This is a genomic window from Nocardia sp. NPDC051911 (assembly GCF_040681035.1).
GTDB lineage: Bacteria > Actinomycetota > Actinomycetes > Mycobacteriales > Mycobacteriaceae > Nocardia > Nocardia sichangensis.
This window is the reverse complement of record NZ_JBFAXY010000031.1, coordinates 83,472-98,277: the sequence shown is the minus strand read 5'-3', so window position 1 is coordinate 98,277 and position 14,806 is coordinate 83,472. Positions and strand designations below refer to the sequence as shown.

The following is a 14,806-nucleotide window of genomic DNA, read 5'->3' as shown; positions in this document are numbered from 1 at the left end:
AGGGCGACATCGACCGCAACACCTACAAAACCCAGATCAGCATCCATATCCTGCCCGGTTGACAACCGGGCAGGAACCCAAACTGCGCGGCCTTGACATTAGAGCGGCGAATCCCGGGGACCACCACACGCTCGTGTGCCACCCGAAGGGTGAAGTGCTCAGTTGATGAGCACTTTGGGTCGGAGGATGAGGTGGAAAGACATCACCGCATCTTGGAGGGCACCGTGAGTTGGTTCGATGGAACAAGAATTCTTACTTGTGTCGACGTCGCACAGTGGGAGGAGTGGCTGGCAGCCAATCACGACAGGCACGCCGATGTCTGGCTGAAGATCGCCAAGAAGGGGGCGGCGGACTGGACGATCAGCAACGGGGAGGCGCTCGACGGCGCGCTCTGCTTCGGCTGGATCGACAGTCACCGCCGCGGCCTCGACGCCGAGCACTACCTGCAGCGATACTCGCCGCGCCGTCCGAGGAGTCCGTGGTCGCAGATCAACGTCGCCAAAGCCGAAGCTCTCGTCGCCACAGGTCGCATGCGGGCGGCCGGTTTCGCGGCCATCGCCGCCGCGCAGGCCGATGGGCGCTGGGCGGCCGCCTATGAATCCCAGCGGACCGCCACCTGTCCGGCCGACTTGCTCGAAGCGCTCAGCGCGAATCCACGCGCACGGAAGAGATTCGAACTGCTCGACCGCACCGCGCAGTATGCGCACTTCCTGCGGCTGATGAAGACACGGAGTTCCGCCGAGCGGGCTGGGCAGCTGCGGCGCATGCTCGATGAGTTGAATCAGCCAGCCGCGTAGTCCAAGTCGACTGCGGCATCGATGATCACCGATAGCGGCGAGGCGAAAATCGGTTGGGAATCGTGTGCGCCGACACGAGGATATGTGTTGTGCTGCTTCTTGTTCCGGCCGATGTACTTCGACCCCAACGCGTCGACGAGCATTTCGCCCCGGAGGCGGACGCGGCTCGTGCCGTCGGATTGGAAGTCGCCGTGGTCGATCACGACGCGCTGACCCGCGCTGACGGCGCGGAGGAGGCCGTTCGACGCGTTCGTTCCAGCGGGGTAGCTGTCTACCGCGGCTGGATGTTGCGCAGTGCTGAGTACGCCGCGTTCGAACGGAGCTTGCGGCAGCGGGGCGTCACGCTGCGCACGAGCGCCGAACAATACCGGCGGGCGCACGAGCTGCCGGGGTGGAATTCCGCACTCGCCGAGATGACGCCTCGATCGGTATGGACCAGCGGGAGCGGTCGCGCCGCATTCGATCACGCGTGCAGGGAACTGGGCACGGGCCCCGCCGTCCTGCGCGACTACACCAAGTCGATGAAGCACTACTGGCACGAAGCGGCGTTCATCCCGGATGTGGCGGACCCGGACGCCGCCTGGCACGTGGCGCGCAGATTCGCCGAACTTCGCGGCGACGACCTGACCGGCGGATTCGTTCTGCGCCGCTTCGAACATTTCCGATCGGCCGAAGTGCGCACCTGGTGGGCGGACGGCAGGTGCCGGTTGATCGGCCCGCACCCGGACACCCCGGAGGACATGCCCGACGTCGAGTTCGACCCGACATCCGTCGAAGACGCCATCGCCGCCCTCGGCCTCCTGTTCGTGACAGCCGACTTCGCGTTGCGCGACGACGGGGCCTGGCGCTTGGTCGAACTAGGTGACGGCCAAGTGAGCGACCGCCCCCACACCATTCCGGCCGAGCAGCTGCTCGCCGTCCTTCGCGCTGGTTCACAGTGAGCAGACAAGCGCTCCGGTCGGCCGGGCCGGATGATCCGCAGGCCACCAGGGTCACGCGGCCACATCAACCGTTGGGCGCGTAACCCGTTTACCCCTGTGACCACGGTGGCTCAGAACAACCATCGGCGAGTCACAAGGTCATTCTTCATTCCGATTCGATTCGGTCTTCGTTTCGTGAGGATTTCTGGAATAGATAACGGTGATGATTGAGGCATTGATGGCCGAGTATTGCCGTTGACACCAGTAGGATTGGATAGCAATAGTACACCTGAAAGGTATTCACACCGGCGGCAAGGCTCGCCACGAATAGGCCTATAATCGCCGACCCGGAACAGATGAAAACCGAACTCACGACTATTCGCGACTTACCGGTCGGTGGTTTCCTCCAACTGAGAGTGATTCCAACCAGTTGCGCAGCGATCGCTACCCCGAGCAGCACTGCGGAGGCCACACCTCCAGCGACAGCCGAGCTACTCACACTGGTCACTATCAGCAATAGACCGAAGAATAGCGGCACCATCGCGAGTCCGACCAAACTGCTGGGACGTTTCAGCGCTTCCTGCTCGGGAGGTAACCGCTGCCCGATATACTTTTTGCTCAGTTCAGCCTCCACTTGGATTCGTTATCGCCGCCGACCGACGCGTCGCTGAACGTTGAAGAAATCGGATCCGGCCATCTCCCGCCCGGGAAGCTGCTGTTATCCGATGCTGCCGAGTGGAGGTCACCGAAGCTTCTGGCCTGCTGCCCCACGAAGGCACTCAGGAGACCGACCGCTACCCAGATCTGCGCGGTGGTGATCCCCGAGTCGGCTGCGATATCCGCGAGGCTGATGGGCGCCCCTACTCCGGTGGCCAGGGCAGCGATTGCCGCTGCGAGGCTCGCAAGGAACTGCCAGCAGATACTCAATAGACCTGCATAGAAGGCAAGCCCTGCCACGGCCGACTCGATCAGGACGGTTTTAGTCTTGTCGGCGATGTCGCCGACTTTGCCCGATGCTGCGCTCTGCGCCGTGTTCGACTTCATGTAGGCCAACTGCGCCGCACCTTTCCAGACGCGGTTTACCGCCAAGTTGTTCGGATCAATTTCGCCCTGGATGCTCGATACGGAATCGCGTACATCGGTCCAATCGCGGCTGCGCAGGTACATGTCGTACGGGGCACGAATCCCCTTCATGATTTCGATGACCTTGTCCCATAGCCATTTGCATATTTCGATGAGCTTGTCGGCGCACGTTTTGACTGCGCGCTGAACGGGCGGAATCAGTCTGACGTACGGTAGGTCGAGGGCTTCCTGCTCAGCTTGTGGTATCGCCACCCTGACTTTGCCATCGATGTCGTCAAGGAATTTTTCCAGGCCATCGACGACAGAATTGTACGACGATATATCGAATGACATTATTACCCCTCTATTTACCAGAGACTGTCGATCCGGTGTTTTCCCGCGGCGTCTTCGGCATCGTACGTGTCTGCGCAATGCATGAGCGTGTCTCCGATCTCAGCAAAACGTTTCGACGCCTGGTCGCAGCGTTCCGATATCTTGATAGCCAACTTGTTGTTGGCATCGACGATGGCTTGGAAGATTCCGGCCTCGAGGCGGCCGAATGTCAGGCCGTCGACCGTACTCTTCAAATTCGACATGGTGGCCGATTCGCGATCCCAGACCGCTGCGTCCTTGCGGAGGGTGTCGGTGGCGACCTTGATTTCTTGTGCTGTGGGAGCCACTAGTTCACTCCTTGTGGGCGATTCTGTATCGCGGCGAGAGACTGAATGGCATCGGTAATCAGCATGTCGAAATCGGTTGCACCGCTGCGTGTTCCGGCGGCAAGCAGTCCCTGACGTGCTTCACCGTGCGCCTGCTTGATCGTCCAGGCGATCGCGTTGCCGCTGACGTCGATTCCCCACGGCAGTCGGACTACGCAGTCGGCGATACCACTGCTGTTCAGAGTGATAACTGCGTGTAGCTGATCTTCGGTTTCGGCTTCGCCGACGAATTCCTTCGGCTCGAGCACTGTTCCGACGTTGATGGCCTGGAGGGTCTCGTCGAGCAGTTGCGTAGTTCCGACTGTCGGGTAACGCGGTGGCTTCGGTAGTTCGAGGTGACTGGGTGTCACATCATCGAGGCTCAGTGCTTCGAGCCGATCGATGGTGCCGTTGTCGACTGCGGCGGTCATAGCCGCTTCGAAGCGCCGGCGTTCGACATCTTTGATCGCGCTCACTACCGCCTGCCCGATTTGGTCTCGTTCCAGGTGCCGAGACCAGTTCTCGGCGATGGCGATGTCGATCACTTCTCCGACTGAGGATATGGTGGCCTCGACTGTTCCGGTGCTGTCGCGCCCGGTGGTGCGCTGTGGTCCGGCCTGAGTGACTTCCTGCATCAGTCCGGAGATCGCTTGGGTGTAGGCGTGGAATCGTGCGAGTTCATCGAGGAAGTCTTCGTTCATGGTCGTCCTCATGTGGGATCTATGTTTCGCTATGACTCGAAACAACCGCACCGGACTGTGCTGGATCCGGTGGGCTTCGAAACGTGGGTATCGCGCAAAGGCTGACGAGCCGGTGGTGCTGCATACCGATCAGTGAGAACCCCCTCCGCCCTTGGTATTCGAGACCTTAGCAGTACGCCTCCCCAACCGTTCGCTCCATAGCGGTCCGAGTCCACCACTTCGTGGCACCGCAGCCTGCTATTGATCACACACGGCACGACCGACCACGTCGTCCCCAACGATGGACCGGCGCTACTCGCTCAGTACGTGCTTGGCGGGGCGAGATACGAGTTTCACGGCTCGACACCGATCACGAAGGGATCGTTGCTGCCGCCTGGCCGAATGTACTCGAGTTCCTCGCCGGGTACTCGGAGACGCGTGATGTACCACCCATCGACAAGCAGGGACTTGGTTGATCGTGGTTCCCGCAGACGAACGGGGTCGCGAACGCATGTTCGCGACCCCGCTGTGGTCAGGCCGGTCAGGCGGTGACGGTCGCCTTCTCCCGCTGCAATTCCAGCGCGATGTCGATCAGCTGATCCTCCTGGCCGCCGACCAGTTTGCGCTTGCCCGCTCGTACGAGCATTTCGGCGGCGGAGACGCCGTAGCGCTCGGCTTGCCGCTCGGCGTGCTTGAGGAAGCTGGAGTAGACGCCCGCGTAGCCCATCATCAGGGCCTGGCGATCGAGCAGGCATTCCTGGGGCATGGCGGGGCGGACGACGTCTTCGGCGGCGTCGGCGATGGCGAAGAAATCGATGCCTGTCTTGACGCCGAGCTTGTCGCACACGCCGACCAGCGCCTCGACCGGGGTGTTTCCCGCGCCCGCGCCGAAACGCCGTGCGCTGCCGTCGATCTGCTTCGCGCCGGCGCGGATGGCGTAGATCGAGTTGGCCACGGCCAAGTCGAGGTTCTCGTGACCGTGGAAGCCGACCTGCGCGTCGTCGCCGAGTTCGGCCACCAGCGCCGCGACGCGGTCGGAAACCTGCTCGAGCACCAGCGCACCGGCCGAGTCGACGATATAGACGCACTGGCAGCCGGCGTCGGCCATGATGCGCGCCTGCTTGGCGAGCACCTCCGGCGGCTGGGTGTGCGACATCATCAGGAACCCGACCGTCTCCAGTCCGAGTTCCCGCGCCAGACCGAAGTGCTGGATCGACACGTCGGCTTCGGTGCAGTGTGTGGCGATCCGGCAGATGGACGCGCCGTTGTCCTGGGAGATCTTGATGTCTTCCTTCACCCCGACGCCGGGCAGCATCAGCACGGCGATCTTCGCCCGCTTCGCCGTCTCGGCGGCGATGGTGACCAGTTCCTGCTCCGGCGTCTTGGAGAAGCCGTAGTTGAACGACGAACCGCCGAGACCGTCGCCGTGGGTCACCTCGATCACCGGCACGCCCGCGCCGTCCAGCGCGGCCACGATGTCGCGGACCTCGGTGGCGGTGAACTGGTGGCGCTTGTGGTGGGATCCGTCGCGCAGCGAGGTGTCGGTGACGCGGATGTCGAGTTCTGCTGAGTAGGCCATGTCGAAAGCTCCTTACACCCGGGCCGTGACGATCTGCTCGGCGATGACCTCGCCGACCTGCGTAGCGGCGGCGGTCATGATGTCGAGGTTGCCCGCGTACGGGGGCAGGAAGTCGCCCGCGCCCTCCACCTCGACGAACACCGACACCTTGGCCATGCCGCCGGAGACCACCGAGGGCTCGTCGAACTGCGGCTCGTTGAGCAGCCGGTAGCCGGGCACGTACTGCTGGATGTCGGCGACCATCCGGTGGATCGAGTCGGCGATCGCGTCGGTGTCGGCGTCGTCGGGGATGGCGCAGAAGATGGTGTCGCGCATGATCATCGGCGGCTCGGCCGGATTCAGGATGATGATGGCCTTGCCGCGCTGCGCCCCGCCGATGGTCTCGACGCCGCGACTGGTGGTCTTGGTGAACTCGTCGATGTTCGCGCGGGTGCCGGGGCCCGCGGAGACCGACGACACCGACGCGACGATCTCCGCGTACGGCACCGGGACGACCCGCGACACCGCGGCGACGATCGGGATCGTCGCCTGGCCGCCGCAGGTGATCATGTTGACGTTCGGCGCGTCGATATTCGCGCCCAGGTTCACCGGCGGCACGACGGCGGGGCCGACGGCGGCGGGGGTGAGGTCGACGGCGCGGATGCCCGCTTCGGCGTAGCGCGGCGCGGCGGCGCGGTGCACGTACGCCGAGGTCGCCTCGAAGATCAGGTCGGGCAGTTCGGATTGCCCGAGCAGCCAGTCCACGCCTTCGTGCGAGGTTTCCAGCCCGAGCCCGCGCGCCCGCTTCAGCCCCTCGCTGTCCGGGTCGATCCCGATCATCCAACGCGGCTGGATCTTCTGCGAGCGCAGCAGTTTGTAGAGCAGATCGGTGCTGATGTTGCCGGACCCGACGATCGCGGCGGTGACGGTCCCGTTGGACACGACAGCCTCCCTAGGTGAATTGCAAACGGACAGAGCCGAGTCCGGCGAACTCGGCGTGGAAGTCATCGCCCGGACGGGCGTCGATGGCGCGGGTGCACGAGCCGGGCAGCACGATGTCACCTGCCTTCAACCGGACACCGAAGCTCGCGACCTTGCGCGCCAGCCAGGCCACCGCGATCACCGGATCACCCAGGACCGCGTCGCTGCGGCCCTCGGCGACCACCTCGCCGTTGCGGGTGAGCACCGCGTCGATGACCTTGATGTCGATGTCCTTCGGCGCGACACGCTGCGCGCCGAGTACGAAGCCCGCCGAAGACGCGTTGTCGGAGATGGTGTCGGCCAGGCCGATGTTCCAGTCCTTGATCCGCGAGTCGATCAACTCGATCGCGGGCGCGAAGGCGACCGTGGCGGCGAGCACGTCCTCTTCGGTGCACTCCGCGCCGGGCAGGTCGGCGCCGAGCACGAACCCGACCTCCACCTCGACCCGGGGGAACAGATACCGGCCCGCTTCCACCGGAACGTCCTCGTAGACTTCCATTTCCGCGAGCAGATGCCCGTAGTCGGGCTCGTCCACGCCCATCATCTGCTGCATGGCCTTCGAGGACAGGCCCACCTTGTGCCCGACCACGCGCGCGCCCGCGTCGAGCCTGCGGCGGATGTTGATCAGCTGGATCTCGTAGGCGTCGACCACGTCGATGTCGGGGTGGCGGGCGATCAGCGGATCGATCGCCACCCGGTCGCGCTCGGCGCGCTCGAGTTCGTCGGCCAGTTCGGTTCGTACCGCGTCGGACAGCACGCTAATTTCCTTCCACTGTTGCGTTTTCCAGCGCCGAGACCTGCTCGCCCGCGGCCGACCGCCCCGCCCTGCGGCCGGAGAAGACGCAGTCGGCCAGCGACAGCCCGCTGACATAGGACTTGGAGCAGACGCCGACCGCGGTGCGCCCGGCCGCGAAGAGCCCCGGGATGTCGGCGCCCTCGGTCGTCTTGACCGCGCCGGTGCGCTCGTCCACGACGACGCCGCCGAGGGTGAGCATGGGGCACGGGTTGGTCAGGCTCGGTTTGATGCCCACATCCAACAACCAGAAGGGGCCGGTACGGACCGGTTCGGTGAACTCGGCGGGTTTCCCGACCGGATCGGGGGCGCCGGTCTCGATCGCGGTGTTGTGCGCGTCGACCGTCGCGCGCAACCCGGCCGGGTCGATGCCCGCCTTCGCCGCGGCTTCCTCCAGCGTGGCGCCGCGAATCGCGGTGCGACGCATGGTCTCGAACTGCCCGCGCTGGAACCAGGCTCCTTGCTTGCCGATCTGCCCGATCGCGGTGCGCATGAGTGGGGTGTCGGCCAGCAGCCACCCCTTGCCGCCGTGCTCGGTGATCAGCTTGTTGCCGACCGCGGCGCCGTAGCGCGTCTCATCGATCACCCGCCTGCCATCGGCGTCCACCAGCAGCGCCGCGGTGAACGCGCTGGGCGGGAGCAGGAATCGCCATGCGGAGACGTTGTCCATGTGATCCACGGCCGCGCCGACCTGCTCGGCCATCAGGATGCCGCTGCCGTCGTCGGCGGTGGTGCCGAGGGCGAGACCGCCGTGGAAGGCGGGCGCGTACTGCCGCACCAACTCGCGATTGGCGATGAACCCGCCCGCGCTGAGCACCACTGCGCGCCGCGCGAGGACCCGGATCGTGCTGCCGTACCGGCGTTCCAGCAGGTCCAGCCGCTGTTCCAGTGCCCGTCGCAGCGGCGGGTAGTAGATGCCGGGCTTTGCCGCGACCTTCGCCATGCGGGTGTAACGGTCGCGGACCCGGCCGGGCGCGTCGCGCAGGGTGCGGCACTCGACGCCGATCACCGCGCCCGCGCCGTCGGTGATCAGTCGGGTCACCCGGGTGAGGGTCTCCACGCGCACGCCCGCCCTGGACGCGGCGGCGGCGAGCGGGCCGGTGAGCTTCTTTCCCGAAGTGCCCCTTCCCTTCACCCGATGTCCGCGCTGGGCGGGCGGGATGTCGCGGAACGCGCCGGAGATCTCGCTGCCGGAGTAGTACAGGTAGTAGCGGTCGTTGGGGTAGGAAGTCTTGTACGGGCACAGCGAGGCTTCGAACGGAACGCCGTGCGCCTTCAGCCACTCGATCAGTTCCGGGCTCTCGTCGACGAACCGGCGCAACGTCTCGGGGGCGACCGCGTCGCCGACCTCGCGCTCGAGGTAGGCGTACATGGCCTCCGGGGTGTCCTCCACCCCGGCCTCCCGTTGCACGGAGGTGCCGCCGCCCGCGTAGATGATGCCGCCCGACAGCGCCGACGTCCCGCCTCCGGCGAAGCGTTCGAGCACGAGCACCTGCGCGCCCGCCTCGGTCGCTTCCAGCGCGGCCGCCGCCCCCGCGGCGCCGTATCCGACCACGACAACGTCGGTGGCCAGGTCCCATTCGAGGCCCATGTTCTTAACTCCGGTCTGAAACTGAAACAAGTTTCCTCGACAAACGGAACGTCGAGCAAGTCTTCTGCCACACAACATAGACCAATGGCGCGTCCATTCTATAACGTGTTCTACATGACTGATCGGGAATACGACGTGGTGGTGGTCGGCAGCGGCGCCGCCGGCATGACCGCCGCCCTCACCGCGGCCCACAACGGCCTGAGCGTGGTGGTCATCGAGAAGGCCGCGCACTACGGCGGGTCGACCGCGCGCTCCGGCGGCGGCGTGTGGATCCCGGGCAACAAGGCGCTGCGCGCGTCCGGTCGGCCCGACGACCGCGAGGACGCACGGACCTACCTGCACAGCATCATCGGCGACGTCGTCCCCTCCGAACGGGTCGACACCTTCATCGATCGCGGGGCCGAAGCGCTGGACTTCGTGCTCGATCACTCGCCCCTGAAGATGACGTGGGTGCCCGGCTACTCCGACTACCATCCCGAAGCGCCGGGCGGGCGGCCCGAGGGGCGCTCGTGCGAGCCCAAGCCGTTCGACACGAAGATCCTCGGCGACGAGCGGTTCAACCTGGAGCCGCCGTACGCGAAGGCTCCGCTGAACGTGGTGGTCATGCAGGCCGATTTCGTCCGGCTCAATCTGATTCGGCGGCATCCGAAGGGCATGCTCCGGGCGATGCGCGTCGGCGCGCGCACCTACTGGGCCAAGTTCACCCGCAAACACATCGTCGGCATGGGGCAGGCCATTATCGCGGGCATGCGCAAGGGGCTCATGGACGCGAACGTGCCGCTGTTGCTGAACACCCCGATGACCGACCTCGTGGTGACCGACGGCGTCGTCACCGGCGTCAACGCGCTGCACGAGGGCGAGCCGGTCACCTTCACCGCCCGCTACGGCGTCGTCCTGGGCAGCGGCGGTTTCGAGCACAACGCGGAAATGCGCACCAAATACCAGCGCCAGCCCATCACCACCGAGTGGACCACCGGCGCGGCCGCCAATACCGGCGACGGCATCCAAGCGGGCATGGCGGCGGGCGCGGCCATCGGTTTCATGGAGGACGCCTGGTGGGGGCCGACCATCTTCAAGGGCGGCAAACCGTGGTTCGCGCTGGCCGAACGGAACCTGCCCGGCAGCATCATGGTGAACGCCGACGGCAAGCGATTCGGAAATGAGTCCGCTCCTTACGTCGAGGCGGTGCACACCATGTACGGCGGCGAGTACGGGCAGGGCGAGGGGCCGGGCGAGAACATCCCCGCGTGGCTGGTGTTCGACCAGCGCTACCGGAACCGCTACATCTTCGCCGGGCTACAGCCCGGTCAGCGTTTTCCGTCCCGGTGGATGGAAAACGACTTCATCGTCAAGGCCGACAGCATCGAGGAATTGGCAGGTAAGATCGACGTGCCCGCCGACGAGTTGGCCGCTACCGTCACCCGCTTCAACGGCTTCGCCGAGACCGGGAAGGACGAGGACTTCGGCCGCGGCGACAGCCATTACGACCGGTACTACGGCGATCCGACCGTGCGGCCCAACCCGTGCCTGGCCGCGCTGGTGGAGGGCCCGTACTACGCCGCCAAGATCGTGCCGGGCGATCTGGGCACCAAGGGCGGACTGGTGGCCGACACCGCCGGGCGGGTGCTGCGCGAGGACGGCAGCGTCATCGAGGGGCTGTACGCCTCCGGCAACTGCTCCACACCGGTGATGGGCCACACCTATGCCGGGCCCGGCGCCACCATCGGTCCCGCGATCGCCTTCGGCTACCTCGCGGTGCTGGACATCGTCAAGCGCAAGAAGGAGCAGCCCGCAGTCACCGCGGCAGAGGCCTGACGGTCGCCCTCGGCTACAACTGGGGCGCCGAGCACGAGCCATACCGCGACTCGCCCATCCCACCGACCGGACGGCGCACTGGCGAGCCGCGTTCGCGCCGAGCAGGATCGAACCGAAGGCGCAGCTATTTCCGGCGCGGCCTCGGGCGCGGCGCGGTAGATCCGGATCGATCCACATTCATGCACAAGGAGAACTGATGCCCATCGACCCGAAGATCGCGCTCGGCGCGGAGCTGCCGAGCCGGGAGTTCGCCTGGACCCCGTCGGACGTGCAGCTCTACCAACTGGGCCTCGGCGCCGGCACGCGCTGGACCGAGCCTGCCGAGTTGCGCTACCTCGACGATCGGGAACCCCAGGTGCTGCCGACCTTCGCCACCGTCGCGGCCACCGTGCACGAGACCGAGCCACCCAGGGTGAGCTTCCCCGGCGTCGAGATCGATCTGGCGAAGGTGGTGCACGGTCACCAGGAGGTCGAGGTGCACCGGCCGATCCCGGCCGCGGGCAAGGCGACCAAGGTCAGCCGGATCGCCGAGATCTGGGACAAGGGCTCGGCCGCGGTCATCGTGCAGGAGCACACCGTCACCGGCTCCGACGGAGCGCCGCTGTGGACCGAGCGCTCCTCGATCTTCGCCAAGGGCGAGGGCGGCTTCGGCGGCGAGCGCGGACCGAGCACCAAGACCGAACTGCCCGATCGCGCCCCGGATTTCGACGTCACCACCCCGACGCTGCCGCAGCAGGCGCTGCTCTACCGGATGTCCGGCGACCGCAACCCGCTGCACTCCGACCCCGAATTCGCCCGCGCCGCCGGATTCCCCGCGCCCATCCTGCACGGGTTGTGCACCTACGGCATCGTCTGCAAGACCGCGACCGACATCGTGCTCGACTCCGACACGAGCCGCGTCACCGGTTTCCGCGCCCGGTTCGCCGGGGTGCTCTACCCGGGCGAGACGATCCGCACCCGGATCTGGCGCGAGGACGACCGACTCGTCATCGCCGCAACCGTGGTCGAACGCGACGACGCGCCGGTCCTTGGGGATGTCGAACTGCGATTCCGGCCCGCCTGAGGAATCACTACACAGCTTCACCCGAGCGGCACAGGCAGGTGCGCGTCCGACAGCACTCGCACGAATGGCGGACGTGGCGCCTGAGGGCGCCAGTGCGGACGACTCCCGCCCCGCGCCGGTGCGGATGCCGGACGAAGAGCATCGGCGGTCAACGGCACGCGAGCGTCCCACGTTTCGTCGGCAGGTCGCGTCGCGGCGCTGGGGAGGGTTGGCCCGGCCGCTGTCCGCGTATCACGCGGGATCCGTCGGCGGAAGGGAGATGCCGACGGCACCGCAAGCACCACTGGGTAGTGGGAATGGTGCGCAGCAGGCGAACCGAGATCTCGGCGTCACAGCGGCGGCAGCGGCCGTAACGTCCGGTGGAGATGAGCATGAGAGCTGCCTCGATGTCCGCCAGCGCTTGCCGTGCTGCCGCGGCCAGTTTGCTGTCGACCTCGCGTCTGGCCGCGTCAGCCGGGTCGGCGGGTTCACCTGCGCGGGCGATTACGGCTTCGAGTTCGGCCAGCTGTTGCAGGCGGAAGCGGCGTTGCTGCAACAGGGCGGCGCGCAGCACGGGTAGCTGTTCGCTGAGGCTTGCGCGTGAAACGGGGTGTGCGTGGGTCATCGTCGACTCCAGGGCTGGTTGGTGGTCAATGCTCGGCCGCGGCGGGTGTGAGCGCGATGCTCGCGGTGCGGATGCCGGGCACGGTGCGGGTCAAGGCGACGGCGATGCGTCGTTCGGATTCGTCGGCGAACCGGCCGTAGACGGTGGCGTCGCCGTCGTCGACGGTGACCTGCCAGCGCCGCGCGCCGCGGTATTGATCGAGCAGGCGCTGCGCATCGGCCGCGAGCGCGTCGTCCGGGGTGAGCATGAGCCGCAGCGCGTCGCCGCGGCTGAACATGCCGACCACGCGGTCCTCGGCGTCGACGACCGGCAGACTGCGTAGTCCGTGCGTCACCAGCCTGCTCATACCCTCGGCCAGTGCCGCGGTCTGGGGCAGGGCGACCGCCGGCGTGGTCATCACCGCGCCGACAGCGTCGTCGAGTTCTCCGGACCGCAAGAGGTCACCGCTGGTGAGCATTCCGATGAGGCGGTCGTCCCCGTCGAGCACGGGCAGCGCCGCGTACCGCAGTTCGGCGAGCATCAGCGCCGCATCGCGCGCCGTATCCTCGCGCCGAACGGTGGTGACCGGCCTCCGCATCACCTCACGTACCTGCATGTTCCTCACTCCGATACCTCCTTTCCGGCTCAACCCCATGGTGGCGTGGCGGGGAGGCGATCGATTGCGCTGATCGGACAATCGGAGGGCGGAGAGTTGTGGCGACGGCACAGCGGGCCGGGTCAGTCGGTGTCGGCGACGGCGAGTTCGATCATCATGGCGAGACGTTTGCGCGGATCGTCCAAGCCGAGATCGGTCACCTCCGCCATCTTGCGCAGCCGGTTGCGGACGGTGTTCTCGTGCACGCCGAGCTGCGCGCCCGCCTGGGCCGAGTCGCCCTGCGCCTGCAACCAGGCGCGCAGCGTAGCCACGTACTGGGTGGAGTGCGCGCGGTCGTGGCGCCGTAATTCCGACACCGGTCCCCGCGCCGGGGTGCGTCCGGAAAGTCCTGCGGTGCGCAATCGCTGTAGCAGGATCTCGTCCCACGACTCGTCGTAGGCGGGAGGCTCGGCCGCCGCGGGCCGGGCCTCGTGCAGCGCCAGGCACTCGTCGGCTTCTCGGCGCGCCGACGCCAATTCCGTGGCCCGTGCGAGACCGCTGACGCCGGCCGTCAATGTCATCCCCACGGGCAGCGCGCCCTGTAACTCACCGACCCAGCGGCGTGCCGCCGCAGCGGAATCAGCGGGGAGCACGGTGTAGACGGTGTCGCCGACCAAGGCGCTGCGGGTCGAACGGGACCAGCCGAATCCGGTCGTCGCTCGCTCGAAGATCAACAGCAGCGCGGCGTGCCGCTCGTGCGCGTCTCGATCCCGCAGCGCGATCACCCGCAAGTTCTCCGGCGCCAGCCCCAGTCTGCTGGCCACCGTCGCCGCGTCCGCCGCACCCTCCAGTAGACGAATGACCAGATCGGCTTCCACCTGACGCTCCAGGTCCGCGCTGGCTCGCGACCGCAACAGGTGCAAGGCCACCGTGCGCGCACCATCGGCCAAGGCCGTGCGCCGGGCCCCGCGTAACGGCGCCGGGCACGACACCCATATCGACCCCAGCAGTTGCCTGCCCACCCGCACGGCCACGACCATCCGCCCCGTCACACCGCGTTCGGCGTCCGCGGCGACGAACAACGGCTCATCCGAGGCGGCCAAATGCGCGAAGACACCGCGCGCGTCGAACAGGGCCCGCAACCACGGCGGCATCTCCCTACCGAGGATCGTCTCGACGCGGGCGGGATCGAGGTGCTGCTTCGGCTTCGAATACGCCAGCACCCGAGACCGCCGGTCCTCGATCGTCACCGCGCCCCCGACAGCGTCGGCCACGCTGTCGGCCAAGGCGAACAAATCGGTCGGGCCGCGACCGGCCTCGGTCTCGCGTCCTTCCAGCACCAATCCGTAAACAACCGCGGCAAGCTCGCTCCAGGCCACCGCGGGATCGACCACCAGCACCGCCACGCCATCGATATCCGGCTCGTGCTCGGTCTCCGCACCCTCACGAAAGACTGCGACGACAGCACCCGCCGAGACCGCCCATTCCACCACCTCCGACAGCGAGCGTGCCCCTATCCCCAGCAGCACGTCACCCGCTTCCACGGGCCCCTGATCGGCCGCGTGGATCACCACGCTGCGCAATCGGGTGGACCGGGGCACCGAACCCAACCGCAAGCGGATTCCGTAGCCACTCAGCACGTTCGCCAACCGGTCCAATGTCACCACGAG

The 14,806-nt window shown here is 66.7% G+C and carries 14 protein-coding genes; 4 read left to right on the top strand and 10 right to left on the bottom strand.

Annotated elements, in window-relative coordinates; translation table 11 throughout:
- Positions 1 to 224: 224 nt before the first annotated feature.
- Positions 225 to 797, top strand: coding sequence for a YdeI/OmpD-associated family protein (locus AB0L97_RS30455; RefSeq protein WP_364436176.1), 573 nt, complete (start codon positions 225 to 227; stop codon positions 795 to 797).
- An 89-nt stretch (positions 798 to 886) separates the two neighbouring features.
- The gene (locus AB0L97_RS30450) at positions 887 to 1,738 is read left to right on the top strand and encodes an ATP-grasp domain-containing protein (RefSeq protein ID WP_364436173.1); all 852 of its coding nucleotides are present in this window, start codon (positions 887 to 889) and stop codon (positions 1,736 to 1,738) included.
- A gap of 597 nt (positions 1,739 to 2,335) precedes the next feature.
- Here the strand turns inward: AB0L97_RS30450 and AB0L97_RS30445 are convergent.
- From AB0L97_RS30445 to AB0L97_RS30415, 7 genes are all read right to left on the bottom strand, one after another.
- Positions 2,336 to 3,133 carry a hypothetical protein gene (locus tag AB0L97_RS30445; RefSeq protein WP_364436170.1) on the bottom strand — a complete coding sequence of 266 codons (798 nt, stop codon included), beginning with the start codon at positions 3,131 to 3,133 and terminating at the stop codon, positions 2,336 to 2,338.
- Between the two features lie 14 nt (positions 3,134 to 3,147).
- A complete protein-coding gene (locus AB0L97_RS30440) occupies positions 3,148 to 3,459 on the bottom strand; it encodes a hypothetical protein (RefSeq protein WP_364436167.1) in 312 nt (103 codons plus the stop codon).
- Complete coding sequence (locus tag AB0L97_RS30435) at positions 3,459 to 4,178, bottom strand: hypothetical protein (protein WP_364436164.1); 720 nt, start codon at positions 4,176 to 4,178, stop codon at positions 3,459 to 3,461. The genes AB0L97_RS30440 and AB0L97_RS30435 overlap by 1 nt, the downstream gene beginning before the upstream one ends.
- Before the next feature lie 520 nt (positions 4,179 to 4,698).
- Complete coding sequence (gene dmpG / locus AB0L97_RS30430; protein WP_039794773.1) at positions 4,699 to 5,736, bottom strand: 4-hydroxy-2-oxovalerate aldolase; 1,038 nt, start codon at positions 5,734 to 5,736, stop codon at positions 4,699 to 4,701.
- A gap of 12 nt (positions 5,737 to 5,748) precedes the next feature.
- On the bottom strand, positions 5,749 to 6,657 hold the full coding sequence (locus AB0L97_RS30425) for an acetaldehyde dehydrogenase (acetylating) (protein ID WP_063022250.1): 909 nt from the start codon (positions 6,655 to 6,657) through the stop codon (positions 5,749 to 5,751).
- Positions 6,658 to 6,667: 10 nt separating this feature from the next.
- Positions 6,668 to 7,453, bottom strand: coding sequence for a 2-keto-4-pentenoate hydratase (locus tag AB0L97_RS30420; RefSeq protein WP_364436159.1), 786 nt, complete (start codon positions 7,451 to 7,453; stop codon positions 6,668 to 6,670).
- A gap of 1 nt (position 7,454) precedes the next feature.
- A complete protein-coding gene (locus AB0L97_RS30415; RefSeq protein WP_364436156.1) occupies positions 7,455 to 9,080 on the bottom strand; it encodes an FAD-binding protein in 1,626 nt (541 codons plus the stop codon).
- 105 nt (positions 9,081 to 9,185) lie between these two features.
- On the opposite strand from AB0L97_RS30415, the gene kstD reads away from it, so the two are divergent.
- A complete protein-coding gene (gene kstD / locus AB0L97_RS30410) occupies positions 9,186 to 10,895 on the top strand; it encodes a 3-oxosteroid 1-dehydrogenase (protein WP_364436152.1) in 1,710 nt (569 codons plus the stop codon).
- Positions 10,896 to 11,091: 196 nt separating this feature from the next.
- Entirely contained in the window at positions 11,092 to 11,958 is an 867-nt protein-coding gene (locus tag AB0L97_RS30405; RefSeq protein ID WP_364436149.1) for a MaoC/PaaZ C-terminal domain-containing protein, read from the top strand.
- Between the two features lie 148 nt (positions 11,959 to 12,106).
- Here the strand turns inward: AB0L97_RS30405 and AB0L97_RS30400 are convergent, their stop codons facing one another.
- The 3 genes from AB0L97_RS30400 to AB0L97_RS30390 form a co-directional block, all read right to left on the bottom strand.
- Positions 12,107 to 12,562 (bottom strand): hypothetical protein, encoded by a 456-nt coding sequence (locus AB0L97_RS30400; RefSeq protein ID WP_364436146.1) that lies wholly within the window; start codon positions 12,560 to 12,562, stop codon positions 12,107 to 12,109.
- Positions 12,563 to 12,587: 25 nt separating this feature from the next.
- Positions 12,588 to 13,157 (bottom strand): CBS domain-containing protein, encoded by a 570-nt coding sequence (locus tag AB0L97_RS30395; protein WP_364436193.1) that lies wholly within the window; start codon positions 13,155 to 13,157, stop codon positions 12,588 to 12,590.
- Between the two features lie 122 nt (positions 13,158 to 13,279).
- Positions 13,280 to 14,803: a helix-turn-helix domain-containing protein gene (locus AB0L97_RS30390; protein WP_364436143.1), complete on the bottom strand. Its 1,524-nt coding sequence runs from the start codon at positions 14,801 to 14,803 to the stop codon at positions 13,280 to 13,282.
- Positions 14,804 to 14,806: the final 3 nt, after the last annotated feature.